The organism is Methylobacterium sp. CM6247 (assembly GCF_054817925.1).
In genome coordinates, this window is the sequence record NZ_JBTXKX010000003.1 from 3,641,859 (window position 1) to 3,666,010 (window position 24,152).

22 protein-coding genes are annotated in these 24,152 nt (G+C 67.5%); 13 read left to right on the plus strand and 9 right to left on the minus strand.

Translation table 11 applies throughout. The features are described from left to right. Window positions 1–133: 133 nt before the first annotated feature. The 3 genes from secF to ACYQOP_RS18070 are packed head-to-tail and all read left to right on the plus strand — an operon-like array spanning window position 134 to window position 2,345. Entirely contained in the window at window positions 134–1,081 is a 948-nt protein-coding gene (gene secF, locus ACYQOP_RS18060; protein ID WP_056424229.1) for a protein translocase subunit SecF, read from the plus strand. Window positions 1,082–1,083: 2 nt separating this feature from the next. After that, a complete protein-coding gene (locus tag ACYQOP_RS18065) occupies window positions 1,084–1,470 on the plus strand; it encodes an Mth938-like domain-containing protein (protein ID WP_056424231.1) in 387 nt (128 codons plus the stop codon). Further along, window positions 1,467–2,345 (plus strand): squalene/phytoene synthase family protein, encoded by an 879-nt coding sequence (locus ACYQOP_RS18070; RefSeq protein ID WP_207411995.1) that lies wholly within the window; start codon window positions 1,467–1,469, stop codon window positions 2,343–2,345. Before ACYQOP_RS18065 ends, ACYQOP_RS18070 begins: the two co-directional genes overlap by 4 nt. 232 nt (window positions 2,346–2,577) lie before the next feature. Here ACYQOP_RS18070 and ACYQOP_RS18075 read toward each other — a convergent pair whose 3' ends face one another. Beyond that, window positions 2,578–3,501 (minus strand): manganese catalase family protein, encoded by a 924-nt coding sequence (locus ACYQOP_RS18075; protein WP_056424235.1) that lies wholly within the window; start codon window positions 3,499–3,501, stop codon window positions 2,578–2,580. A gap of 347 nt (window positions 3,502–3,848) precedes the next feature. Here ACYQOP_RS18075 and ACYQOP_RS18080 point away from each other — a divergent pair, with 347 nt between their 5' ends. Then, on the plus strand, window positions 3,849–5,543 hold the full coding sequence (locus ACYQOP_RS18080) for an L-lactate permease (protein WP_056424236.1): 1,695 nt from the start codon (window positions 3,849–3,851) through the stop codon (window positions 5,541–5,543). Between the two features lie 142 nt (window positions 5,544–5,685). Then, entirely contained in the window at window positions 5,686–6,210 is a 525-nt protein-coding gene (locus ACYQOP_RS18085) for a GNAT family N-acetyltransferase (protein WP_461223335.1), read from the plus strand. Window positions 6,211–6,233: 23 nt separating this feature from the next. Here the strand turns inward: ACYQOP_RS18085 and ACYQOP_RS18090 are convergent, their stop codons facing one another. The 3 genes from ACYQOP_RS18090 to ACYQOP_RS18100 all read right to left on the minus strand — a co-directional run bounded on the left by ACYQOP_RS18090 (window position 6,234) and on the right by ACYQOP_RS18100 (window position 9,380). Continuing rightward, window positions 6,234–6,704 (minus strand): hypothetical protein, encoded by a 471-nt coding sequence (locus ACYQOP_RS18090; RefSeq protein WP_461223336.1) that lies wholly within the window; start codon window positions 6,702–6,704, stop codon window positions 6,234–6,236. 239 nt (window positions 6,705–6,943) lie between these two features. Further along, a complete protein-coding gene (gene trmFO / locus ACYQOP_RS18095) occupies window positions 6,944–8,374 on the minus strand; it encodes a methylenetetrahydrofolate--tRNA-(uracil(54)-C(5))-methyltransferase (FADH(2)-oxidizing) TrmFO (RefSeq protein WP_461223337.1) in 1,431 nt (476 codons plus the stop codon). A gap of 31 nt (window positions 8,375–8,405) precedes the next feature. Further along, window positions 8,406–9,380, minus strand: a complete 975-nt coding sequence (locus ACYQOP_RS18100) for a S1C family serine protease (protein WP_207411991.1) — start codon at window positions 9,378–9,380, stop codon at window positions 8,406–8,408. A 281-nt stretch (window positions 9,381–9,661) separates the two neighbouring features. Here ACYQOP_RS18100 and ACYQOP_RS18105 point away from each other — a divergent pair, with 281 nt between their 5' ends. The 4 genes from ACYQOP_RS18105 (at window position 9,662) to ACYQOP_RS18120 (ending at window position 13,484) form a co-directional block, all read left to right on the plus strand. Next, entirely contained in the window at window positions 9,662–10,213 is a 552-nt protein-coding gene (locus ACYQOP_RS18105; protein WP_207411990.1) for a sigma-70 family RNA polymerase sigma factor, read from the plus strand. Then, entirely contained in the window at window positions 10,210–10,923 is a 714-nt protein-coding gene (locus tag ACYQOP_RS18110) for an anti-sigma factor (protein ID WP_207411989.1), read from the plus strand. The genes ACYQOP_RS18105 and ACYQOP_RS18110 overlap by 4 nt, the downstream gene beginning before the upstream one ends. 40 nt (window positions 10,924–10,963) lie before the next feature. After that, window positions 10,964–11,761 carry a 2-oxo-tetronate isomerase gene (gene otnI, locus ACYQOP_RS18115; protein ID WP_461223338.1) on the plus strand — a complete coding sequence of 266 codons (798 nt, stop codon included), beginning with the start codon at window positions 10,964–10,966 and terminating at the stop codon, window positions 11,759–11,761. A gap of 178 nt (window positions 11,762–11,939) precedes the next feature. Continuing rightward, entirely contained in the window at window positions 11,940–13,484 is a 1,545-nt protein-coding gene (locus ACYQOP_RS18120; protein WP_461223339.1) for a M10 family metallopeptidase C-terminal domain-containing protein, read from the plus strand. Between the two features lie 92 nt (window positions 13,485–13,576). Here the strand turns inward: ACYQOP_RS18120 and copM are convergent, their stop codons facing one another. The 4 genes from copM to ACYQOP_RS18140 all read right to left on the minus strand — a co-directional run bounded on the left by copM (window position 13,577) and on the right by ACYQOP_RS18140 (window position 19,420). Then, window positions 13,577–14,002 (minus strand): CopM family metallochaperone, encoded by a 426-nt coding sequence (gene copM, locus ACYQOP_RS18125; protein WP_461223340.1) that lies wholly within the window; start codon window positions 14,000–14,002, stop codon window positions 13,577–13,579. A 15-nt stretch (window positions 14,003–14,017) separates the two neighbouring features. Then, window positions 14,018–17,158, minus strand: coding sequence for an efflux RND transporter permease subunit (locus tag ACYQOP_RS18130; RefSeq protein WP_461223341.1), 3,141 nt, complete (start codon window positions 17,156–17,158; stop codon window positions 14,018–14,020). 12 nt (window positions 17,159–17,170) lie between these two features. Beyond that, complete coding sequence (locus ACYQOP_RS18135; protein ID WP_461223342.1) at window positions 17,171–18,859, minus strand: efflux RND transporter periplasmic adaptor subunit; 1,689 nt, start codon at window positions 18,857–18,859, stop codon at window positions 17,171–17,173. A gap of 87 nt (window positions 18,860–18,946) precedes the next feature. Continuing rightward, window positions 18,947–19,420: a hypothetical protein gene (locus ACYQOP_RS18140; RefSeq protein WP_461223343.1), complete on the minus strand. Its 474-nt coding sequence runs from the start codon at window positions 19,418–19,420 to the stop codon at window positions 18,947–18,949. 42 nt (window positions 19,421–19,462) lie between these two features. On the opposite strand from ACYQOP_RS18140, the gene cobF reads away from it, so the two are divergent. Then, window positions 19,463–20,221: a precorrin-6A synthase (deacetylating) gene (gene cobF / locus ACYQOP_RS18145; RefSeq protein WP_461223344.1), complete on the plus strand. Its 759-nt coding sequence runs from the start codon at window positions 19,463–19,465 to the stop codon at window positions 20,219–20,221. Window positions 20,222–20,255: 34 nt separating this feature from the next. Here cobF and ACYQOP_RS18150 read toward each other — a convergent pair whose 3' ends face one another. Continuing rightward, window positions 20,256–20,834 (minus strand): PAS domain-containing protein, encoded by a 579-nt coding sequence (locus ACYQOP_RS18150; protein WP_461223345.1) that lies wholly within the window; start codon window positions 20,832–20,834, stop codon window positions 20,256–20,258. A 478-nt stretch (window positions 20,835–21,312) separates the two neighbouring features. Between ACYQOP_RS18150 and ACYQOP_RS18155 the strand changes: the two genes are divergently transcribed. The 3 genes from ACYQOP_RS18155 to ACYQOP_RS18165 all read left to right on the plus strand — a co-directional run bounded on the left by ACYQOP_RS18155 (window position 21,313) and on the right by ACYQOP_RS18165 (window position 24,079). Then, window positions 21,313–21,951 (plus strand): ParA family protein, encoded by a 639-nt coding sequence (locus tag ACYQOP_RS18155; RefSeq protein ID WP_056424260.1) that lies wholly within the window; start codon window positions 21,313–21,315, stop codon window positions 21,949–21,951. Next, window positions 21,935–22,240, plus strand: a complete 306-nt coding sequence (locus tag ACYQOP_RS18160) for a ribbon-helix-helix domain-containing protein (RefSeq protein ID WP_056424261.1) — start codon at window positions 21,935–21,937, stop codon at window positions 22,238–22,240. Before ACYQOP_RS18155 ends, ACYQOP_RS18160 begins: the two co-directional genes overlap by 17 nt. Window positions 22,241–22,636: 396 nt before the next feature. Continuing rightward, window positions 22,637–24,079 (plus strand): septal ring lytic transglycosylase RlpA family protein, encoded by a 1,443-nt coding sequence (locus ACYQOP_RS18165; RefSeq protein WP_461223346.1) that lies wholly within the window; start codon window positions 22,637–22,639, stop codon window positions 24,077–24,079. Window positions 24,080–24,152: the final 73 nt, after the last annotated feature.

Genomic DNA, 24,152 nt, shown 5'->3' on the forward strand with positions numbered 1-24,152 from the left:
GCTAGTCTCCACCTGAGTGTCTGGATTCCGGGCTCGCCCTGCGGGCGCCCCGGAATGACGGACGTGCGGTGGAACCGGACGGGTTCTCTTCGACGACCAGATCGACCTCATTGCCGAAAGACCGAGACCGATCATGCGCCTGCTCCGCCTCTGGCCCGATGAGTCGCACGTCGACTTCATGCGCTTCCGGCGCTTCACCTTCCCGCTCTCGGCCTTGCTGTCGGTCGGGACGGTGATCCTGTTCCTGACGGTCGGCCTGAATTTCGGCATCGACTTCAAGGGCGGCACCCTGGTGGAGCTCCAGGCCAAGTCCGGCACCGCCGATGTCGGAACCGTGCGCCATACCGCCAACGGTTTCGGCTTCGGTGAGACCGAGGTGCAGGAACTCGGCGGCCAGGGCCAGATCCTGGTTCGCTTCCCGCTCCAGCCCGGCGAGCAGGGCCAGACGGCCGTGATGCAGAAGGCGCATGGCGCTTTCGACGCGGAGTACGAGTTCCGCCGCACCGAGACGGTGGGTCCGCGCGTGTCGGGCGAGCTCGTCCAGTCGGGCACGCTCGGCGTCGTGCTCTCGGTGCTCGCCGTGCTGTTCTACCTCTGGTTCCGCTTCGAGCGGGAACTGGCGCTCGGAGCCATCGTCGGCACCCTGCACGACATCGTGCTCACCATCGGCATCTTCGTCATCAGCCGGATCGAGTTCAACATGACCTCGATCGCCGCCATCCTCACCATCGTGGGCTACTCGCTCAACGAGACGGTGGTGGTGTTCGACCGGACCCGCGAGTTGATGCGACGCTACAAGACCATCCCCACGGTGGAACTCCTCAACCTGTCGATCAATTCCACCATGTCACGCACGGTGATGACGGCCACCTCCGCCTTCCTCTCTCTGCTGGCCCTCGTCCTGTTCGGCGGCGAGGCGATCCAGGGCTTCGCGGTGGTGATGCTGGCGGGCGTGGTCATCTGCACCTACTCGGCGATCTTCGTCTCGACGCCGGTCCTGATCTATCTCGGCCTGATGCTGTCGGGCGTGAAATCCCAGAACCGCCCCACCGGCGGTCGCGTGCCCCAGGCGGCGGAGTAACGATGGCGGACGGCAGCCTGCACGACGGTTTCGTTCCAGGGCGCCATCTCATCGACGCCTACGGCAATGGCGGCTTCCGCTTTGCCGACATGTCGCATCGTGGCTCGATCCTGGTGACGCCGAGCGGCATCAGGGCCTGGGACGTCACGCAGGCGAAAGAGATCGACCGGGACGCCCTGCGTCCCGTCGTTGCCGAGGCGGGGGCGGTGGAGCTCCTCCTCATCGGCACCGGCCTCGACATCGCCCCCTTTCCCGATACGCTGCGGCGATGGCTCAAGGATAACGGCATTGGCCTCGATGTGATGCAGACGGGAGCGGCCGCGCGGACCTACAACATCCTGATGGCGGAGAACCGCAAGGTCGCCACTGCCCTGATCGCGGTCGCGTGACGAAGACCGAGACCAGCCCCGGAACGGCCGACCCTCTCGCCTTCGCGTTCGAGCATTGCGAGGCACTGGTCCGGGAGGGTGATCCCGACCGCTATTTCGCGACGTTGTTCGCCCCCGTAGCGTACCGGCCGCATCTCTTCGCGCTCGCCGCCTTCAGCCTCACCATTGCTCGCGTGCGCGACGCCGTCACCAATCCGGTGGCGGGCGAGATCCGCCTGCAATGGTGGCGCGATGCACTCCAGGGAGAGGCGAGGGGGGATGTGAAGGCCAACCCCGTCGCCGCCGCCCTCGACGATGCCATCGTCAAGCGCCGGCTCGGGCGCCAGCCCTTCGTCGATCTGATCGATGCCCGCGTCTTCGATCTCTATGACGACCCGATGCCCCGGATAAACGATCTCGAAGGCTATTGCGGCGAGACCGCCTCCTCGCTCATCCGCCTTGGCGGGCTCGTCCTGTGCGATGGCGCCGAGCCGGGCGGAGCTGCCGCGGCGGGGCATGCGGGCGTTGCCTATGGCGTCGCCGGCCTCTTGCGGGCCCTGCCCTGGCACGCCCGCAACGGACAGGTCTATCTACCGGCCGACATCTTGAAGGACCATGGCGTCACCCGCGAGGACATCGTCACGGGACGGGGAGGCCCGGGCCTTCTCGGCGCGACGGCCGACCTTCGGGCTCTGGCGCGCCGACATCTCGAGGCTTTCGAGACAGCGCGCACGACCATCGCGCCCGCCGCCTTGCCGGCCTTCCTGCCCACTGCATTGGTCGAACCCAGCCTCGCGATGATGGAGCGGCCGGGCTACGACCCGCTCAACACCGTCATCGCGCTGCCGCGCTGGCGTCGCTTGTGGCGGCTGTGGCGGGGATCGCGGCGGGGTTGAACCCAGGGCTCCCGAAGAACGCTGGGTATTCTTCCTCGTAGAGCCGGGACGCGGCGAACATCGTCCCGATCATTCCGGGGGTACTGCAGGCTCATCCAAAAGCAGAGATCCGCACCAGAACCGTGCAATCCAGAGCTCTGCCAGAGTCCGATGTCTAACGACCTGGGTTCTGCATCCCGGGCTCCGCTGAGCGGCCCCGGGATGCAGCAGAGGCGGTCGATCGAGTTTGACCTCAGCGGGCCTTCTTGGTCAGCTTCTCGGCGATTTCGAACATCTCCTCCGGAGCATAATCCGGTGTGAAGGCCGAGGGGACACCGGTGAGCTGGTGGATCTTGCCGCCCTCGGGCATGCCCTCGACGACGCTGAGTTCGCCCGGCGGGTCGCCCGGCAGAGCCATCTCGCCATTGCCCCAGATGCCGGCCATCTCGGTGTAGTCACCCGGGCTGAACGTGTAGAGCCGGCGGTGCGAACCCTCCTGCAGGTACTTCTGACACTCGGGAATCTTGTCGAGGTTGATGTTCGGTGTCGGCAGGAACTTCTCGATCTCCACGCCGGTGATCTTTTTCAGCGCCAAGGCGTAGGCATGGGCGTGAACGGAACCGCGCACCAGCAGGTAGCCGCAGACCTCACGGCCCGTCGGGTCGGTCAGGGTCTCGTAAACGCGCAGCTTGTGCAGGCGAGCGCCGCATTCCAGATGGAAATTGTGGAGCAGGTCGACGACGACGTTGCCGGTCGTCGTAATGAAGTCGTTGTTCCAGGATGCGCCGTTGCTGTTGACCGGCGTTACGCCGCCGCCATTCGACAGGAACGCGGCCGCGAGCCGGATATCCTTCATGTCCTCGAACGGCGCCTTGGAGATGTCGCCACCATCCTTCTCGTCGCCGTCATTATCGGGGCCGTTATTGAGCATCGCAACGCCGTTGCTTACGAGCTCCACATGGCCCAATTCCTCGGCGGTGATGGCCGCCACCAAGCTATAGAATGGCTTCAGCTTAGATTTGCTGCGGAAATTGAAACTCTGGAACATGTAGTTCCCAAGAGTCGACATCTCACCATATTTGCCGCCTAGCAGTTCCTGCAGGGCAGCGGCGGCGTTCGGATCTTTCCTTTTGGGTGCGGGAAGCTCGGCTTGTAGCTTGTCGACGCGCATAAACATAGGTTGATCTCCGTATCGCCGGTATGGAGGATACCAACGGGAACGGTCTCCCCACCCTCATGTTCCGAGGCTGCGACAGGTCGCACGGCCGCTTCGCTTACGTTTTGGAACGGCTCCGCTTGCGTTTTGGAACGGCTCCGCTTGCGTTATGGGACGGCTCCGCTTGCGTTTCGAAAGAGACGTCCTGCCGTTTCCGAGCGTCTTCGGTCTTGGCGGACAGAAAGCGAAGCACGCGCGCAACATGATCTGAATACAAGATTCTTCGCGTTGAGCCCGCTCCACTGCTCTGCTAGCTACGATGTCAAGGGCCCGACGAGAGATCGGGCTCACCGAGGAGCGCGACGCCCGTGAATACGTGGAACCAGGTCTACGATCCCTTTGGGAGCCCATGGCTCTCGACGCTTGCCGCATCCCTACCGGTCATCGCCCTGCTCGGCATGATCGCCAGCGGCAAAGTGAAGGCCCATATCGCGGCCGTTCTGTCCCTGGTCCTGGCCTTCTGCGTCGCCGTCTTCCTGTTCGGCATGCCGGCGGATCTGGCCACCCGCGCTTCCGCCTATGGCGTGGCGCTCGGGCTGTTCCCGATCGGCTGGATCATCCTCAACGTCATTTTCCTCTACCGTCTCACGGTGGAGAAGGGCTGGTTCGCCACGCTGCAGCAATCCGTGGCCGGCATCACCACCGACCGGCGGCTTCAGCTCCTCCTCGTCGCCTTCGCCTTCGGCGCGTTCTTCGAGGGAGCCGGCGGCTTCGGCACCCCGGTGGCCGTCACCGGCGCGATCCTGATCGGCCTCGGCTTCTCGCCGCTCGCCGCCTCGGGCCTGTCGCTCATCGCCAACACCGCGCCCGTGGCTTATGGCGCCCTCGGCGCCCCGATCCAGGGCCTCGCCTCGGTGACCGGCTATGATCCCTACATCCTCGGCGCCATGATCGGCCGCCAGCTGCCGTTCTTCTCGGTGCTGGTGCCGTTCTGGCTGATCTGGGTGTTCGCGGGCTTCCGCGGCATGGTCCAGATCTGGCCCGCCATCCTGGTCTGCGGCGGCTCGTTCGCGCTGGCCCAGTTCGGCATTTCGAACTACGTCAACCCGTGGATCGTCGATATCGGTGCCGCCCTCGTCTCCATGGGCGCCCTGGTCCTGTTCCTGAAGTTCTGGCGCCCGGCCACGATCTGGACCTCGCCGGCACTGCGCGGCAACGATCCCTCCATCGGCTTCGTCACCGCCGAGGGTGGCGCCAAAGTGGCCCCCACGGGCGCCGGTGCCCGCACCGCCTCCTCCTCCGAGATCCTGATGGCCTGGGTGCCGTGGATCATCCTCTCGGTGATCGTCGCGATCTGGGGCACGGGCTGGTTCAAGGCCATCGTCAACCCGATCTTCACCTGGCGCTACGAAGTGCCGGGCCTGCACAACGTCATCATGAAGGTGCCGCCGGTCGTGGCGACCGCCCATCCGGAAGCCGCCGTCTTCGCCTTCACCTACATGTCCTATACCGGCACCGGTGTGCTGTTCGCCGCCATCCTGTCGGGCCTGCTCATGCGGTTCTCGCCGTGGCGTCTGGTGACGGCCTACATCGAGACCATCTGGGTGCTGCGCTACTCGCTCATCACCATCTCGGCGATGCTGGCTCTGGGCGTCCTCACCCGCTACGCCGGCGTGGACGCGACCCTGGGCCTGGCTTTCGCCGGAACCGGCATCCTCTACCCGTTCTTCGGCACCCTGCTGGGCTGGCTCGGCGTGGCGCTGACGGGATCGGACACGGCCTCGAACGTGCTGTTCGGCGGCCTGCAGAAGATCACCTCGGAGCAGCTCGGTCTGTCGGGCATCCTCATGGCTTCGGCGAACTCGTCGGGCGGCGTCATGGGCAAGATGATCGACGCCCAGTCCATCGTCGTCGCCTCCACCGCCACCGGCTATTTCGGCCAGGAGGGCAAGATCCTGCGCTTCGTGTTCTGGCACTCGATCGTGCTGGCCTGCCTAGTCGGCGGCCTCGTGATGCTGCAGGCCTACGTCTATCCGTTCACCGCGATGGTCATCCATCCGTAGGACCGGCGAGAGACCGATCTCGACGGAACCCGTCCCGGCCATGCCGGGGCGGGTTTCTTTTTTGGTAGCGATCCCCTGCCGAAGGCGTTCTCCGGCCTCGTTGTATCTTGCTCTTGGCGCGTCGTGGCCCCACGTCGAATCCATGTTCTTTCGCACGCTCGCCTCGCGCTACTCCCTGTCGAACCTGCCCGCGCAGGCGACGGAGCGCCTGCGGATCGCACCGCTGGTCCAGGCGGATGCAGAGGCGGTCCGCGCGCTGACCGACGACCCGGCCATCACCGGAGTGGTGGATTTCCTGCCAACCCCCTTCACTCTCGACCACGCCCGCCGCCTCATCGGCAGCGGCAAGCCGGTGAAGGATTGCTTTCTCGGGGCCAAGGCCGATGGCGTTCTCGTGGCGGTGATCGGCGTCCATCTGCGCGGAGAACACGCGGTCGAAATCGGATATTGGGTCGGCGGCGCCGCCCGCGGCCGAGGCTACGGCAGTGAAGCAGTCGCCGGCGTCGTCGCGATTCTGCGCAAGCGCTTTCCCCACCGCTTCATCGTCGCCGAATGCCGGCCTGAGAACGCAGCCTCTCGCGGGCTGCTGCTCAAGACCGGCTTTCGCGATACCGGCGACGAGGGGCATCGGCCGGGCCGACGGATCTTCTCGCTGGATCCGGTCTGAACGGGTCGGACGGCCTACGAGCCTCAGCGGCTCCGACAATCCTTGCCGTACCAATACCCCGTCCGGGCATCGAAGCCGCCGCCGGAAGCGGCATTGCAGACCGATAAGGTTTTGTCGCCGACGCGCTGCTGGCTGAGAGCCTTGTAGAGATCCGCGCGGGCTTCGCGCTCGCGGTTCTGCGCGGCGAGATCGGCCTGAATCTGGAGATTCCGCTCGGCCCGCATGTGCTGGCGGTCCCGGTCGATGTTCATCATGCAGGTCGCGAATCCTTCGGAATCAGGGGCGAACCCGTAACCGGAGCACTGACCGAGATCGAGCTTCCGCTGCTCCTCCGCAGACACGCATCCGGCAAGGCCGATCGCACAGGCGGCGATCAGGAGCGCACTCCGACCGAACGATCCCGAACGAGACACGGTGCCGGGAATCCGGCCAAACTCCGCCTGGGCGACCAGTGCTGGATGCGTGGCAAGGTGAGGCGAGGATCCGAAAGACATGACACCGGAACGAAAGGAGGGATCGATTAGGTATCGATAGCTCCCCTCAGACTAATTTTTGGTTCTTCGTCATCATGGATGGATCCATAAATCGATCCCGTTCCCCTAAGTGTATTCTCGCAATATGCCTGGATTTGGCAGCTTGGATAAGAATGAATTTGTCGGTCGTCGAAACGAATCGCTTACCGCAAAGGCCCTGCAAGTTTGCCTAAGAACCATCCCGAGCCCCGGATCATGGCCTATTCCGCTGCGATCTGCCCGGTGTCATGTCCCATCCAGGCGGCCAGATCGGCCCGTGCCCGGTCGGTATAGGCGCGTTTCTTCGCCACCGCCTTTTCCGGCCCCTTCAAGCGCTTGCCGCCCTCTCCCTTCGGAGAATGGGCGAGCGGCGGAAACAGGCCGAAATTGACGTTCATCGGCTGGAACGAGCGCGGCGCGCCGGCATCCTCGGTGGCGATGTGGCCGCCGGTGATATGGCCGATGAGGGCACCCAGCGCCGTCGTGGCGGGCAGCGGCTCCAGCGTGTCACCGCGGGCCTCGGCCACGGCGAAGCGCCCGGCCATGAGGCCGATGGCGGCGCTCTCGACATACCCCTCGCAACCGGTGATCTGGCCGGCGAAGCGCAAGCTCGGGCGTGCCTTCAGGCGGAGCGTCGCGTCGAGGAGACGGGGCGAGTCGAGATATGTGTTGCGGTGCAGCCCACCGAGACGCGCGAATTCCGCGTTCTCAAGGCCGGGAATCGTGCGGAACACCCGGACCTGTTCGGAATAGGTCAGCTTCGTCTGGAAGCCGACCATGTTGTAGAGCGTGCCCAACGCGTTGTCCTGACGCAGCTGGACGATAGCGCAGGCCTTCACGGTGGGGTCGTGCGGGTTGGTGAGGCCGACGGGCTTCATCGGGCCGTGACGCAGCGTCTCGGGGCCGCGCTCGGCCATGACCTCGATCGGCAGGCAGCCATCGAAATAGGGGGTGGTCGCCTCCCATTCCTTGAAACCGATCTTGTCGCCCTCGATCAGCGCCTGGATGAAGGCATCGTACTGTTCGCGGTTCATCGGGCAGTTGATGTAGTCCGCCCCCGTGCCGCCGGGGCCGACCTTGTCGTAGCGCGACTGGAACCACGCCTTGTCCATGTCGATGGAGTCGCGGTGGACGATGGGTGCGATGGCATCGAAAAAGGCGAGGGCCTCGGCGCCGGTGAGCACGCGGATCGCCTGCGCCAGGGCTGGCGAAGTGAGGGGGCCGGTGGCGATGATGGTCCGGCCCCATTCCTCCGGCGGCAGGCCCTCGATCTCCTCGCGTTCGATCGTGACGAGGGGCTGTGCCTCCAGGGCGGCGGTGACGGCAGCGGCGAACCCGTCGCGGTCAACGGCCAGCGCCCCGCCGGCCGGGACCTGATTGGCATCGGCCGCGCGCAGGATCAGCGACCCGAGCGTCCGCATTTCCTGGTGCAACAGGCCGACGGCGTTGCCGTTGGCATCGTCCGAGCGGAACGAATTCGAGCAGACGAGCTCGGCGAGATCCCGGCTCTTATGCGCCTCCGTGCCGCGCACAGGCCGCATCTCGTGGAGAACAACAGGATGACCGCTCTCGGCGATCTGCCAGGCGGCCTCCGACCCGGCGAGGCCGCCGCCGACGATATGGATGGGGGAAGTGTCTGCTCGGTCCGTCATGGTCACGGGATAGACCCGTGACCCGCCCCGATCAATGCAGCTGCGGCGAGACGAGGAAGCGTTCGCGGTCGCTCGACGTCACGGTCAGCTTGATCGGGCGTCCCTCCCGCTCGATCGTGAGAGGGACCCGCACCCCGGCCTCGCCCAGCGCCCAGATCTGGCGGAAGAACCCGGCGAGATCCTCCACCGGCTCGCCCGCGACAGCGGCGAGCACGTCGCCCACGCGCAGGTCCGCGCTCTCGGCGGGCCCGTCATCGGCCAGGCCCATCACCACCACCGCGCCGTCATTGTCGCTGGCATAGAGGCCGAGCCAGGGCCGGGTCGGCCGGTCCGCCCGCCCGCGTGTGGTCAGGTCCTCGAGGATCGGTGGCAGGAGGTCGATGGGAACGACGAGGTTGATCGCCTTCGGACCCTCGGTCCCGCCCTGCTGGAGCTGCAGGGAGCCGATGCCGAGGAGGTCGCCCGCCGGGCCGATCAAAGCCGTACCGCCCCAATGCGGGTGAGACGGCGCGGTGAACAGGGCCTCGTCGAGGACGTATTCCCAGTAGCCGGCGAATTCCTGCCGGGCGATCAGCTTGGCGGCGACGCTGCGCGTGCGTCCCCCAGCCCCGGCCACCACGGCCTTGTCTCCGATCTTCAGGCTCTCCGAGCGCCCGATGGGAAGCGGCGGCAGCCGCAGATCGCCCAATGCCTGGACGAGGCCGAACCCGGTCACGGCATCGAAGCCGACCACGTGGCCCGGGACCGAGCGCCCGTCATGGGTGGTCATCCAGACGCTCTCCGCCTCGGTGACGAGGTAGCCGATGGTGAGGACGAGGCCGTCCTCGCGGATCACCACGCCGTTCCCGGCGCGTTCCGTCCCCAGGGTTTCCGCCGTGAACGCCTCGGGCGGGATGCGCGTGGAGAGCGACACCATGGCCGAAAGGGCCCTGTCGAGATCGTACGCGTAATCGCCGGCCTTGGGCTGCACGGCGGAGGGAATCTTCCAGTCTCCGTGCGACGTCATCAATCCCGTATCCCTGTCCTGCGCCTCGGACCCATGAGCTCTGGCGGATCCGCAGAGCGTGGGGGTCATCGGTTCCATCCGGGAGATAGGTCGCCGGCTCGCCGTCGAACACCCTGCGCAGGTCGGGAGCGTGACAGAGGTGCGCCGATCCACATCGATCGCCCGCAACACAGTAGCCTAGGCCCGTGCGCTCGATTAAGACTTGGGTTAACGTTCACGCCAGATGGAACGGCTGCGCCATGTCCTGTCGAGTCTTGTCTTGTCGAGAGGACGCCTGACCCTTGCGTGACGATGCGGCACTGGCGCGCCTGATCTCGGCGGTCGCATCCGGCAACGAGCAGGCTTTGCGCGCGCTCTACGATCTGACCGCCCCGAAACTTTTCGGCATCGTGCTCCGTATCCAGCGAGATCGCGGCATGGCGGAAGACGTGCTCCAGGATGTCTTCCTGCGGATATGGCAAAGTGCCGGCTCGTTCTCTCCGGAGGCGGGTCGCCCCTTGCCCTGGCTCTGCGCCATCGCCCGTAACCGGGCGATCGACGGGGTCCGCCGCAAGGGAGAGGTCCAGGGGCCGGTGACCGAGGACGGGGAGGATTGGGTGGAACGGCTCGCCGATCCCCACGACAGCGAGGAGGCGATTCTCGGGCGCGATGCCCTGCGCGCCTGCCTGTCCCGCCTGGAGGCGACGCAGCGCGACTGCATCGTACTCGCCTATTGCGAGGGGCATTCCCGGGAAGAACTGGCAGAACGGTTCGCGCGTCCCGTCAACACCATCAAGACGTGGCTGCATCGCGGGCTAGCGGCCCTGCGGGGCTGCCTGGAGGGGCCGGCATGACCGAAGACCCCACCGAGCGCGATCTTCGCGCCGCCGAATACGTCATCGGTACGCTCGACGCCACCGAGCGCGCCGCCATGGACCTGGAGCTCGCCGTCGACCCCGCCGCTCGCGCCGCCGTGCGGGAGTGGGAGCGTCGCCTGGCCCCTCTCGCCGCCGTCATTCCCGAGATCGAACCGGGCGAGGGCGTATGGCCGGCAATCCTGCGCGCGCTGCCCAACCGGGCCTCCCCGTCTCCGGCGGCGAACGACAACCGCGTGGCCGCCCTATCGCGCAAGCTCGGCCTGTGGCGGGCCGCAGCGGCGGGCGCAGGGGTGCTGGCTGCCGGGCTCGCCCTGTTCATCGCCGTCGGCCCCCGCCCCGGCGGAGAGGGCGAGACACGCTACGTCGCCGTGGTCTCCAGCGGCGGCGAGGCGCCGGCCCTCATCGTCAGCATCGATACGGTGGCGGGAACCGCGCGAGTGCGCCCGGTCGGCGCCGAGGCGCCGGCGGGAAGCAGCCTCGAATTGTGGTATGTGGGAGCCGACAAGACGCCGAAATCCCTCGGGCTGATCGGCAAGGACGCGGCACGCGTGGCCCTGCCCGCCGGGTCCGATGCTGCGCGGCGCGGCGAGGGTGTCTTCGCCGTCTCGGTGGAGCCGCCGAACGGATCTGCCACCGGCCTGCCTACCGGCCCCGTCGTCTATACTGGCAAGCTCATCCGCGATTGAGGGCGGCCCGGATTGGGGCCCGCCACGATGGAGCCCTCCCATGCCGCGCTTCGCCGCGAACCTGACGCTGCTCTTCACCGAGCATGCCTTCCTCGACCGGTTCGAGGCCGCGTCCCGTGCCGGGTTCACGGCGGTCGAATTCCTGTTCCCCTACGAGCATTCTCCGGACGACATCGCCGGGCGTCTCGCCGCGAATGGCCTGGACCTCGTCCTGTTCAACATGCCGCCGGGAGATTGGGTAACCGGCGACCGAGGGCTCGCCGCCTTGCCGGAACGGTTCGACGAGATGCAGGCTGGGGTCGAGACAGCGCTCGCCTACGCGCTCGCCGCGGGCTGCCCCCGCCTGCACCTGATGGCGGGCATGGCCGACCGGCAGGATGACCACGCCATGGAAGCGTATCGCCGGTCCGTGCGGTATGCAGCGGGACGCCTTGCCCGGCATGGCATCGACCTCCTGATCGAGCCGATCAACCGCCGCTCCATGCCCGGCTACTTCCTCGACGATGTCGACGCCGCCGCCGAACTCGTCGCGGCGTTGCGCGCGGAGGGGTTCGGCAACCTCAAGCTCCAGTTCGACATCTTCCATTCCCAGATCCTGCATGGCGACGTCACCACGCGTCTGGCCCGCCTCCTGCCCATCGTCGGCCATGTCCAGGTCGCGAGCGTACCGGCGCGCCACGAGCCCGGTACGGGGGAGGTGAACGACGCCTTCGTCTTCGCCGAACTCGACCGGCTCGGATATTCGGGCTCGGTCGGGTGCGAGTACAATCCGCGTGGCCGAACCGAGGATGGGCTCGGCTGGCTGAGCACCTATGCGGGCGGACGAGCCCGGATTTAGCGCCGTCAGGTCGGTTCCCCCTCGGAGCCGATAAAGCATACCGCTTCCACCTGGCATGGTTGACCACGGAGGAGTAGGACCATCAATTGTTTATGACGCGGCATCGTGGTTAGGGACTGCCCCGGCCGGCTCGAACGGCCAAGCTTCGAGAAGCTTTTCCCCAGGGGCAGATCAATCGATGGCCGACCTCTTCAAACCCGTTGCCCTGACGGGGAATGCCGTCGTGGACAGCCTCATCCTCGGCGGCGCCTGGAACGCCGTGACCCTGACCTACGGGTTCAAGGCGCAGGACATCGATGCGAACGGGATCGACGATTTCTCCGAGGGCGACTGGAAGGCGTTCTACAGGGAGATCTACGACACCGTCAGCAGTGTGGCGAATGTCGATTTCGTCGAAGGCAGCGTGGCGCGGGCCCAATTGATCCAGCGGCTCGATGTCGGCGGAGGCGGCGAATCCGGCACGCCCGCCCCGGGCGTCACCTCGCTGGAAACCGCGGTGGGCATCGACCCGACGAGCGTGAAAGGGGCCGCCGACGTGGTCCGCCTCGGCACCTATTCCGAAACCTGGATCCACGAGATCGGCCACAGCCTGGGCCTCGGCCACCCCCATGACGGGGAGAACGGCAAGCTGCCGGGTGTCGTCGAGCCGGGCGATTTCGGCACCGGCAACCTCAACTCCCCGATCTATACGGTGATGGGCTACACCTTCCCGTTCTGGGGCGAGGACAATCCGTTCACGCCCGAGCGCGACGAGAACACCGCGCTCAATGCCCAGCCGGGCTCCTTCGGGGCCATCGACATCGCAGCCCTGCAGCATCTCTACGGAGCCCGCGCCCACAACGCCGGCAACGACGTCTATCGCTTCAGCGACGATGTCGATGCCAATCGCGGCTACACCACGATCTGGGAAACGGGCGGCTCCGATACGATCGTCTATGAGGGGTCGAGCGCGGCCAAGATCGACCTGCGCGCGGCGACACTGAAAGCCGAGATCGGCGGGGGCGGCTGGCTCTCGACGTCGGAAACCCTGACCGGCGGCGTGACCATCGCCAATGGCGTCTCCATCGAGAAGGCGAAGGGCGGGGCGGGCGACGACATCCTCATCGGCAACGACGGCGCCAACCGACTCGACGGCGGACGGGGGGCCGACCGCATGAGCGGTGGGCTCGGAAACGACACCTATGTCACGGACGGCCGCGACACGATCGAGGAGGCGGCCCGGAGCGGTACGGATCAGGTGCTGAGTTCGGCCAGCCACCGCCTCGGGACGAATCTCGAAGCTCTGAGGCTCCTCGGCTCGAAGGCGATCGATGGCATCGGCAACGCCGTCGCCAATACGATCACCGGCAACGGCGCCGGCAACATGCTGACGGGCGGAGCCGGAAACGACGTTCTCACCGGCGGGGAGGGGGCGGATACCTTCCTGTTTCGCACGCGGCCCGGAACCGGCAACACCGATCACATCCGCGATTTCTCCGTCGCCGAGGATGTCGTCGCGCTCTCGAGCAAGGTCTTCGCGGCCCTTCGCGCCGGCCCCCTCGCGGAGAAAGCTTTCAAGGACCTTTCATCAGGGCGGGCCGATGCGGATGACCGCGTTCTCTACGACGCCACGACCGGCACCCTCTCCTACGATGCCGACGGGAGCGGAGCCGGCACCGCCCACACCTTCGCCGTCATCGATACGAAAGTGCATTTGACCTTCGCGGATATGCTCGTCGTCTAGGGTTCCCGCCGTCGACAAGGCGACTGGTCCGGCGTCGAGAGGGCAAGCGGTGCCGCCCCTGAGCGATACTGTCCAGGGGCGAGGCGGGAGCCTCACTTCCTGGCGGGATCGGTCCGCTTCAGGATCGCCTCCATCTGGGCGATCTCGGTTTCCTGAGTCTTGACGATGGATTCGGCCAGCGACCGGACCTCCGGATCCTTCGAGTATTGGAGGGCGACCTTGGCCATGGCCAATGCGCCCTTGTGATGCGGGATCATGCCGGCGGCGAAGTCGCGGTCGACGTCGCCGGAATAGCGGATCTCCATGTCGCCGTGCATGCGCATGCTCGCCTCTTTGAAGGCGCGGGTCGCCGACGTGTCGGCGGCCTTGCCCTTCGCGGCGGGCTTCGACCCGTGGTCATGGCTGTGGGAATGGGTGGTGCCGTCCTCGTGGCGGTGCTCTTCGGCCGCGAGAACCGGGGAGGCGAGGGGCAGAGCCAGGATCGCGGCCAGGATCGCGGGGAGGGCTATCTTCGTCATGGGATTTCCCTGTCGTCAGAAGGTTGCGGGCGGGGAGGGCATGGTCCCCGCCACCGGGGAGGGGGATTCATCGCCGGGTGCCTCGCGCAGTCGGGCGAAGGCGGGGCCGCCGAAGCGCAGCATCAGGACCGGCGTCAGCACGGCGTCGAGGAGCGTCGCGCTGATGAGGCCACCGAAGATCGTCACGGCCACGGGGTGCAGGATCTCCTTGCCCGGCGCGGTGCCGTCGAGGAGGAGCGGCACCAGGGCGATGCCTGCGGCGAGCGCCGTCATCAGCACCGGCACGAGGCGCTCGTTGCTCGCCCGCAGCACCAGAGCCGGGCCGAAGGGCAGCCCTTCGTTCAACCCGAGATTCAGCACGTGGCTGATCTTCAGGATGCCGTTGCGGGCGACGATGCCGGTGAGCGTCACGAAGCCGATCATCGAGGCCACGGAGAGGGGCAGCCCGGCGATGGTGAGGGCGACGACGCTGCCGATGAGGGCGAGCGGCACGTTGCCCATGACGATGAGAGCCAGCACGCCGGAGCGGTAACGGCTCGCCAGCAGGGCGAAGACCAGGGCGAAGGAGACGAGGCCGAGGAGGCCGATGCGGAGGGTCGCCTCCCCTTGCGCCTCGAACGCGCCTTCGAGGCGCGCGCTGATCCCCTCCGGCAGCGTCGTCCGTGCCAGGGCCTGCGCGATGTCGGCGGCGACCTTCGAGCCGTCCGAGCCCGGCACGGTGTTGGCCTGGACCACGATGCGGCGGCGGCCGTTCTCGCGCTGAATCTGATTGGGACCGTCGCGCTCGGCGATGTCGGCCAGGGCGTGGGCGGGCACCCAGCCCGACGGCGTCTCGATGAGGAGGTCGCGCAGGGCGGCCATGGAGCGGCCGCTCTCGGGCAGGCGCAGGACCACGTCGAAGCGGCGCAGTCCCTCGACCAGGGTGGAGACCACGCGTCCGTTGGCGAGGTTCCCCACCGTCTCCACCACCGTGGCGGGGGAGACGCCGTAGAGCGCCGCCTTGGCCGGATCGACCCGCACCTCGATCTGGGGAACGCGCACCTGCCGCTCCACCTGGAGGTCGGCGACACCCGGAATGCCGGACAAGGTCTCGCGCAGGGATTCGGCGGTGCGGCGCAACGCGTCGAGATCCTCGCCGAACAGCTTGAGGGCGATCTCGGCCCGGACGCCGGAAAGCATGTGGTCGAGCCGGTGCGAGATCGGCTGGCCGACATTCACCGTGACAGGAAGAACGGACAGCCGCCCCCTGATGTCGGCGACGATGGCCGGGCGCTCGCGTCCGCCGGGCTTCAGGCGGATCTCCAGATCGGTGGAATGGACCCCTTCGGCATGCTCGTCGAGCTCGGCGCGGCCCGTGCGGCGACCGACCTTGTCGACCTCGGGAATCTCCATCAGCAGGCGCTCGGCGATGGCGCCGACACGAGCGGATTCGGCGAGCGAGATGCCGGGGGTGAAGGTGGTGGTGACCGTGAACGAGCCTTCGTTGAAGGTCGGCAGGAAGGCGCGGGGCAACCGGCCCGCGCCGTAGCCGGAGGCGACCACCGCCAGGACCGCGCAGGCCATGGCAAGGCGCTGATGGGCGAAGGCCGTTTCCACCAGTCGCCCATTGGCCCGCTTGAGGCCGCGGATCAGCCGGTTCTCGGGATGGTCGAGGCTCTTGAGGCCGGGAAGCAGCCAGGAGGAGAGGGCGGGCGTCAGGGTCAGCGAGACCACAAGGCTCGACAGGATGGCGATGATGTAGGCTTGGCCGAGCGGCGCGAAGAGCCGGCCTTCGATCCCCGACAGGGCGAAGAGCGGCACGAAGACGAGACAGATGATGATCGTGGCGTAGACGATGCCGGAGCGCACCTCGTTCGAGGCATCGACGATCACCGCGAAGGACGTGCGGGGCGAGCCCTCCGCCCGGTTGTCGCGCAGGCGCCGCAGGATGTTCTCCACATCGACGACGGCATCGTCCACCAACTCTCCAATGGCGATGGCGAGGCCGCCGAGCGTCATCGTGTTGATGGACAGGCCCAGCAGAGAGAACACCGTGGCGGTGGCGAGGATCGAGACGGGAATGGCGGCGAGCGAGATCAGCGTGGTCCGCACGTTCAACAGGAAAGCGAACAGCACCACGGCCACAACGGCCACGGCCTCGATCAGCACCGTGATCACGTTGCGAAGCGATGTCTCGATGAAATCCGCCTGCCGGAACAGGACGTTGCCGGCCTCGATTCCGTGCGGCAGGGAGGGGCCGATCTCCTTGAGCGCTGCCTCGACCTCGCGGGTCAGGCGCACGGTGTCGATCCCCGGCTGCTTCTCGATGGAGACCACCACGGCGGGATTGCCCATGAAGCCGCCGTCGCCGCGCTTGGGCCGCGCTCCGAAGGCGATCTCGGCGACCTGCCGCAGGTAGACCGGACCGCCCGGCGTCGTGACGACGAGATTGCGAAGGTCGTCGAGATCGGTGGTGCGGCCGAGCGCGCGGATCAGGACCTCGCGGCCGCCGGCCTCGGAATAGCCGCCACCGGCATTGCCGCCGTAATTCTGCAGGGCTCGGGTGAGGGCCTCGTCGGTGACGCCCAGCGCCCGCATGGCGGCGGGATTGGGGGCGACCCGGAACTGGCGCACCTCGCCGCCGATGGGGATCACCTGCGCCACGCCCGGGATCGAGAGCAGGCGCGGGCGCAAGGTGAAGTCGGCGGTCTCGCGCACCTGCATCGGGGTCGCGGTCTTCGAGGTGACGGCGACGAGCAGGATGCCGCCCATGATCGAGGAGACCGGCCCCATCTGCGGGACCACGTTCGGCGGCAGTTCCGAGCGCGCCAGCGCCAGCCTTTCATTGACGAACTGCCTGTCGCGGAACAGGTCGGTGTCCCACTCGAACTCCACCGTGACGATGGACAGGCCGATGCCCGAGACCGAGCGCACCCGGCTGACACCGGGCAGGCCATTCATGCGGGTCTCGATCGGGTAGGTCACCCGCTGCTCGACTTCCGTGGGGGCGAGCCCCTCGGCTTCGGTCAGGATCGTGACCGTGGGCCGGTTGAGGTCGGGGAGTACGTCGACGGGCAGGCGCGCGAGGGAGAGCGCGCCGGTGAGGACCAGGGCGAAGGCGAGGGCCAGCACGAGCAGGCGGTTGCGCAGGGATTGCGCGACGATGAGGCCGAACATGGGGCTGTCTCCTCAGCGGATCTGGTCGAGGAGTTCGGCACCCTGGACGACGACGCGCCGTCCCGGCTCCAGACCGTCGGCAATGAGCGTGCGGTCGGCATCGAGGGAATCGGTGCGGACGGTGCGCGCCACGAAGCGCTCGGCGCCGACATGCTCGTAGACGACGCTCCCGCCCTCGGCGCGGAGGATGCCGGACCGTGGGACGGCGAGACCGGTCCGCTCCCCCGTCAGGGGGGCATGGACGGTGACGAACTGGCCGAGACGAAGACCGGTCGTGTCGTCGTCCACCGCGAACTGCACGGGAACGGCCTGATTACGATCGGCGAGGCCGGCACCGCGATAGGCCAGCGCCATGCTGCGCCCGTCCCCGAGCCGGGCCGTCGCCGCACCCTCAGGGAACAGGGCCTCGAAGCTCAGCGCCTCGATCCAAAGCTTCTTCGGATCGAGGATGCGGAAGACGACGGTGCCGGGGGCGGCCATGGCACCGGCAGTGGCGCTGGCCTCGGCGATGACTCCGTCCACGGGTGCGACCAGCGCCTCCGGCGAGCCACGGACCGCATCGAGGGCGGCGCGGCGGTCCTTCAGCCCGTCGCGCTCGGATCGGGCATCGTCGAGCTGGGTCTGCGCCACGGCGCCGGTCCCCGCCAGACGCTCGAACCGGACCACGCGCCGGTCGAGGATCGCGATCTGCTGGTCGAGTTCGCCCTGGCGCTGGCGCATGTCGGAGACGTCCACCGCCTGGACGGGCGGAGTGACGGTGGCGAGCACCTCGCCGCGCGTCACACGGGTTCCGAGGCGAGGAAATCCGCTTGCCGGAGGGGCCAGACGGCCTCCGACAGAGGATTGCACCACGCCGCTGGCATTGGGATCGGCGATGACCCGGCCGGGCAGGGCCACGGTGCGGGCCACGTTCTCCGTCGCCGTCAGGGCGGTGCGCAGGACGAGGAGCCGCTGCAGGGATTTGGGTACGAAGATCGAACCGTCGCCCAGGCGTTTGGCCCGGTCGGCGCCGCCGGAGGGCGGGCTCGCCATCATCCCCCCCTCGGCCGGCGCGGCATCGTGGCCTTCATGGGCGAGGGCGGCGCTGCCCAGCACGATCGTCGCCGTGACCGCCAGGACGACGACGATGGGAATCGTGCGCCGACGCCGGAACAGGACGACGGCGCCGAGGCCGAGGAGGAAGCCCCCGGCGGCGGTGACGGAGGGCGGCTGGTGCGTCAGGCGCTCGACCAGGGAGGCGGCGGTCGCCGTCTCGGACGCCGCAGCCGCGACTTTGGGGGCGGGCAGGTCGAGATCGAGGGAGAGGATGTCGGTTCGGCCCTCCGCCGTCACCGCGACGAGGAGATCGTGATGCTCCGCCTCCTCGAGCCAGGGCGCCGAAAGCCGGTAGGTGCCGTCGGCCTGGACCTCGGCCTTCCTGCGTCCGTCCGGCGTCGAGAGGGCGAGGGTGGCGTCGGTGACCGGCGCGTTGGTCTCGAACGCGTCGAGATAGAAGACGAGATCGTGCCCCTGCACGGTGGCGACGAGTTCGTAGCGCTCCGACTTCGCCTCGGCTCGCGGTGCTGCCGCCGCGACGGGCAGGGCAGGGGCCTCGTCTCCGTGGGAATGGCCCTCATGGGACAGGACCGCGCCGGTCAGGGCCGCCCAGGCGATGGCGCACGCTGCGACACGGCGCAGGGCGGCCGGAAAAACGATGGACATGATGCGAGAAACCTTGGCGCCGTTGAAGCAGGAGACGGCGATCTACGCGAGGCCGGAAGGCAGCCGCGCGGGAACGCCGTCGTTACGTCAGGCGAAGGATCTCGGGGGTTCGGACGGGGAATCCGGGGCGGCATCCGTCCGTGCAGAGGCGGCACCCACGGGAACGGGTCCGGTCAGTCCGGCGGAGGATGCGACGTCGCCCTCGGTGGGAGCGAGGCCGAGGGCGCAACAGGGAGCGCCACAGCCGCCGGCGCAGCAGGGACCGGCACAGCCAAGATGAGGCTCGGCCCGCAGGACCGAGACTACGGCACGCATGCCGCTATCGGACGTGATCCCCTGGACCGCTTTCGTCTCGCGGGCGTTCTGAACCTGAACGCGCTCGACCTGGCCCCGCTCGACCTGGGCCCCGGTTCCGTGCCCATGCCCGGTATGGGCGCTCGCGGGCGACGACATGGCGAAGCCGGCGATCGCGAGGATCACCGTCATCAGCCAGAGCGCGAGGCTCCGGTCCAGATTGCGCCGGATGGGTTTCATGTCGGCGCAGAGCGTAGCATAGGGCATGCGCCCGCGACAGGGCCGATCGCAACTCGGAAGGCTAGACGCGTGAGACAGATCCTCGTGATCGGCATCGGCACCGGCAATCCGGAGCACGTCACGATCCAGGCGATCCGGGCCTTGAACACGGTGGATGTGGTCTTCGTCCTCGACAAGGGGGGCGAGAAGGCCGACCTCGTCGCCCTGCGCCGTGAGATCTGCGAGCGCTACATCGAGGAGCGGCCCTACCGCATCGTCGAGGCCCAGGATCCGGAGCGCGACCGCAACCCTGCCGATTACGGCGTGGCCGTGGAGGATTGGCACAGTGCCCGCGCCGCCCTGTACGAAGCGATGATCGAGCGGGAACTGCAAGAAGACGAGACCGGGGCCTTCCTGGTCTGGGGTGACCCATCGCTCTACGACAGCACCCTGCGGATCATCGACCGGATCGTGGCGCGGGGCCGCCTCGCCTTCGAGTACCGGGTGATTCCCGGCATCACCAGCGTCCAGGCCCTGGCGGCCAGTCACCGCATCGCCCTCAACCGCATCGGCGCGCCGGTGCAGATCACCACGGGACGCCAGATCGCCGGCGGCCTCTCCGAGGAGGCCGACACCACCGTGGTGATGCTCGACGGCGACCCGACCTTCGCCCAACTCGACCCGGAGCTGACGATCTATTGGGGCGCCTATCTCGGGAGCGACGACGAGATCACCCTCTCGGGCCGCCTCGGCGACGTCGCCGCCGAGATCCGGCGCATCCGGGCGGAGGCGAGGGCACGCCACGGCTGGATCATGGACATCTACCTGCTACGGAAGCCGGCCGATTAGGCCAGGATCACGTCTCTCGACGCCAACCTCGCCCTCAATGATCGCGGCGTCGCTCGCCCCTCTCGATGTGACCGGCCAGCGTGAAGCCGATTTCTCGCATCAGGGCATCGAGGAGTGCCGTCAGCTTCGGCTGGTGGAGGCCGGTCGCGAGGTCTTGCAGGGCGATGGCGTGTTCCGCCATGCGGTTGGCCGCCGCCTGGGCCTGCATGTCGGGCTGATGAGGGAGGGCGCCATCCTCGGTGTGATCGATGACGATGCCGAGCCCCCTCGCGCACTCGCCAGACCCGTCCCGCTCAACCCGTCCGCGCAGGCCGAGCCGGCGCTCGCCTCGAACCGTCCTGAAGACGATCTCGAACAGACCGCCCCCCTCGGTGGCGGCATGTAGGGCATTCTCCATGCGAGACCGGTCCTCATCGTGGATCGCCGTCAGGAAGGCGTCGAGACTCACGACCTCCGTCTCCGGAGCGAAGCCGAGAATCTCCGCGAGCAAACCGGAGACGGCGATGCGGCCAGCCCAGACGTCGTGGGACCAGACGCCAACGATTCCCGATGCGTCGAGCGCATCCCGAAGGCTATCCGAGTCGTCGGGGAAAAAGCTGGTGCGCGCAGGCATGGATCTCCTGGGCCGCAGGGGCCGGGGCACTGACAGCGAAACAGTGACCGCGGAGCATCCCGAAGCTAAATCGGACCTCCATTGGGTCATTACCTGAGGTTGATAAATGCTTCGACAGCCGGCGACAGAGACCGCATCCTACCCCTAAAATTGCATCACCGAAAGCGCTCAACACGTCAAACGTGCATTAAAGGCAACCTGAGATTGCCACCAAGTGCATGTTCGTCGGGGGACGGGGAGATCGATCGTGGCGCACGATCCTCAGCCAACGGAACCCTCCAAGCCCAGGCATCGATCTTAACCACTGATTAACCATGACCCGCCAAAAACCGGGATCAGGGCATCCTGGTGTCACGGGACGACGGCTTCGAGCGCGTCCGGTGTCGATCCGAGGCCGGGAATTCGATCGGCCTCCGGGCCGATATTCGCCCCGGCACGGCAGGAATGCGACATCTCAAGCCGCGAGAAGGGCTCCCGTATGAAAGCCATCACCTTCGTCACCCAGAAGGGAGGCAGTGGAAAGAGCACCCTGTGCATCTCACTGGCGGTGGCGGCGCAGGAGCGCGGCCTGTCGGTCTGCATCCTGGAAATGGACCGCCAGGCGACGATCAGCGACTGGCTCGACCACCGCACGGCGGATGGCCCGGAAGTGGCACAGATCGACGCGACGCAGATCGAAGCCGTCATGACCCAGCTGCGTGAATCCTCCTACGATTACGTCTTCATCGATACACCGGGCGTCGACTCCACCGGCACGCTCTCGGCGATCCGCGCGGCCGATCTCTGCATCATCCCCTGCCGCCCCACCCCGGCGGACCTACGCGCGTTCAAGCCGACCCTGGCCGCCATCTACCGTCTGGAGAAGAAGTTCGCCTTCGTGCTGAACCAGACCCCGCCGCGCTCCTACCGGATCCGCGACGCGGCCGACGGCCTCGCCGTGCTGGGCATCCTGCCGGACGTGAACATCGTCGCGCGGACCGATCACCAGGACGCGATCGGCGTCGGTCAGGGCGTCACCGAATTCAACCCCAAGGGCCAGGCCGCCGGCGAAGTCCGCAAGCTCTGGACGTGGATCGAGAAGCGGATGCAGGTCGTCAAACATGCCAAAGCCGCCTAGGCCGAGCCTCGCCTCCATCGTCGCGGGAGCCGCCTCCCCAGGGAGGAGCGCCGACATCGTCCAGCTCGATACGGGCCACACGCCCGTCCGCAAGGCGCCGGGCACCCTGAAGGAGCGTGCCAGGCAGATGTCGGTCTATCTGGAGCCGCCGGTCTACGACCAGCTGCGCGACCTCGCCCATACCGAGCGCACGAAGATGCATGCGCTCATGCTGGAAGCCCTCGATCTGCTGTTCAAACAGCGCGGGACCATGCCGATCGAGCGGCTGAACGAGACGAGCCACCGCTGATATCCCGTCTCCTGTCGATGCCAGGCATCGACAGGAGAAAATCATTTTTTGCCAAATACTTATTTACACACCCTCAACTGACACATCCGCATTTGGCGGCACCGACCTCCTGACCTTCCGGGCGGAATTTCGAGACGATGTCCACAACCGCGAGAACGTGATTCTCTTCACTCTGACAGGGTTTTGTAGCGCGCTCTTCACTGGATGAATGAGCGGATAAGGCCGGCCCCGCCCTCGACCCGCAGCGTTCAGCTTTCCTTTACGTCAACCCGACAATTGTCTGTGCAATCGAAGCCCGCTCTTTCCGGGCGGCCTTCGACGGCCGGACCGGATCGCTCTTCCGTTCCCCGAGCCCTGTATGGCGTTTCGAGAGCGTAGAGTGCTGGGCGGTTCGGTATGGCGCGTTCGACGAAGGCCGGATCGGCTCCAACGGCGGGCGTACCGCTGCTGCGCCTCCTCGCCGTGTCCGTGGTGGCATTGACCACCGCCAATTGCGCGCAGAACACCCAGAAGCTCGCTGGCCCGGCCGGGTCCTCCGGATCGTCCTACGATCCGAAATACGGTGTGAAGGCCAGTCCTCGCCTCTATAACGAGGGCGACACGATCCCCAAGGGCGGCGGCCGCCGCTTCTCGGGAAAGCCCTACGTGGTGGCGGGCCGCACCTACGTGCCCCGCGACGATGCCAAGGGCTATGTCCGCGAGGGACTGGCCTCCTGGTACGGCAGCGCGTTCCACGGCCGGATGACCGCCAATGGCGAGGTATTCGACCGTCACTCCATCGCAGCCGCCCACCCGACGCTGCCCCTGCCGAGCTACGTCCGGGTCACCAACCTCGCCAACCGCCATTCGATGATCGTGCGCGTCAACGATCGCGGCCCTTATCATGCCAACCGGCTCATGGACGTGTCGGAGGAGGTGGCCCAGGCCCTGGAATTCCACCGTAGCGGCACCGCCAAGGTCCGGGTGGAGTATGTGGGCAAGGCCTCCACCGCCGGCAGCGACGACCGCAAGCTGATGGCGACCTTGCGCACCGATGGAGCGCCCGCCCGCGTCGGCGGCGCTTCACCGGTGATGATGGCCGATCTCGGCCCCGATGCCGAAACGGAGCGTCTGTCGCGTGCGCAGCGTCCCGCCATGGCCTTCAAGCCGGCCCCTGACGAGGACGATGCCGCCCCCGCGCCGCGTCCTGCCAGGTCCGCGCCGGTCCTGGTGGCAGGCGGCTCCAGCGTCGCCGTACCGGCGGCCCTGCAGCCCACCGCGTCCCGGTCGCATGCGTTCCGGCCGACCATGCCGGATCGCCCGGCACCGGCCCTGCAGATGGCTCATGCCGCGCCGAAGGCGAAGGGATCGCCGCCCCACGCCGTGGCAGCGATGCGCCTCGCTTCGAGCGCCGGCCCAGCCCAGAACCTTGCCCAAGCCCCTGCCCAGGCATCGAAGCAGGGCGCCACGACGACCAAGGACGCGAAGACGCTCCAGGCCAAGCTGGAATCCTCCGCTCCGAAGACGAAACTCACCCACGTGCCGGTCCCGGCGGCACCGCAGAGGATGGCGTCCGCCCCTGCTCCCTCGCGCGGCCCGGTGGTGAAGACGGCGAGCACCGCGACCCCGGCACGCTCCGCGACAAGCCATGCCGCGGTGGCGAACCTGCGTCCGGCTGCGCCGCCCTCGAGCCCGCTGGGAACGGCCAAGGCCAGCGTCGCCAAGCTGTCCGTGCCTCCGGCCGGTTCGCAGCCCGTCGGCGCACAGGCCGGACGCGGCAAGTCGTCCGCCCCGGCGGTCGCCACCGCCGCAGCGAAGCCGGCCCAGCCACGCCGCTCGCGCATCGCCGAGGTCAACTGACCGTCGAACGACCGGGACCGGCGGCATCGTCTCGTCCACCGTGTCGCGACATCATCGGCAAAGTTGCGTTCGA

Bases quoted from the DNA above. Each gene is read 5' to 3' on its own strand.
- ACYQOP_RS18085 (WP_461223335.1), top strand. From the start codon at position 5,686: ATGTTCTTTCGCACGCTCGCCTCGCGCTACTCCCTGTCGAACCTGCCC.
- ACYQOP_RS18165 (WP_461223346.1), top strand. From the start codon at position 22,637: ATGGCGCGTTCGACGAAGGCCGGATCGGCTCCAACGGCGGGCGTACCG.
- trmFO (WP_461223337.1), bottom strand. From the start codon at position 8,374: ATGACGGACCGAGCAGACACTTCCCCCATCCATATCGTCGGCGGCGGC.
- copM (WP_461223340.1), bottom strand. From the start codon at position 14,002: ATGACGAAGATAGCCCTCCCCGCGATCCTGGCCGCGATCCTGGCTCTG.
- ACYQOP_RS18075 (WP_056424235.1), bottom strand. From the start codon at position 3,501: ATGTTTATGCGCGTCGACAAGCTACAAGCCGAGCTTCCCGCACCCAAA.
- ACYQOP_RS18120 (WP_461223339.1), top strand. From the start codon at position 11,940: ATGGCCGACCTCTTCAAACCCGTTGCCCTGACGGGGAATGCCGTCGTG.
- ACYQOP_RS18130 (WP_461223341.1), bottom strand. From the start codon at position 17,158: ATGTTCGGCCTCATCGTCGCGCAATCCCTGCGCAACCGCCTGCTCGTG.
- ACYQOP_RS18110 (WP_207411989.1), top strand. From the start codon at position 10,210: ATGACCGAAGACCCCACCGAGCGCGATCTTCGCGCCGCCGAATACGTC.
- otnI (WP_461223338.1), top strand. From the start codon at position 10,964: ATGCCGCGCTTCGCCGCGAACCTGACGCTGCTCTTCACCGAGCATGCC.
- ACYQOP_RS18160 (WP_056424261.1), top strand. From the start codon at position 21,935: ATGCCAAAGCCGCCTAGGCCGAGCCTCGCCTCCATCGTCGCGGGAGCC.
- ACYQOP_RS18090 (WP_461223336.1), bottom strand. From the start codon at position 6,704: ATGTCTTTCGGATCCTCGCCTCACCTTGCCACGCATCCAGCACTGGTC.
- ACYQOP_RS18065 (WP_056424231.1), top strand. From the start codon at position 1,084: ATGGCGGACGGCAGCCTGCACGACGGTTTCGTTCCAGGGCGCCATCTC.
- ACYQOP_RS18135 (WP_461223342.1), bottom strand. From the start codon at position 18,859: ATGTCCATCGTTTTTCCGGCCGCCCTGCGCCGTGTCGCAGCGTGCGCC.
- ACYQOP_RS18100 (WP_207411991.1), bottom strand. From the start codon at position 9,380: ATGACGTCGCACGGAGACTGGAAGATTCCCTCCGCCGTGCAGCCCAAG.
- ACYQOP_RS18155 (WP_056424260.1), top strand. From the start codon at position 21,313: ATGAAAGCCATCACCTTCGTCACCCAGAAGGGAGGCAGTGGAAAGAGC.
- ACYQOP_RS18150 (WP_461223345.1), bottom strand. From the start codon at position 20,834: ATGCCTGCGCGCACCAGCTTTTTCCCCGACGACTCGGATAGCCTTCGG.
- ACYQOP_RS18140 (WP_461223343.1), bottom strand. From the start codon at position 19,420: ATGCCCTATGCTACGCTCTGCGCCGACATGAAACCCATCCGGCGCAAT.
- secF (WP_056424229.1), top strand. From the start codon at position 134: ATGCGCCTGCTCCGCCTCTGGCCCGATGAGTCGCACGTCGACTTCATG.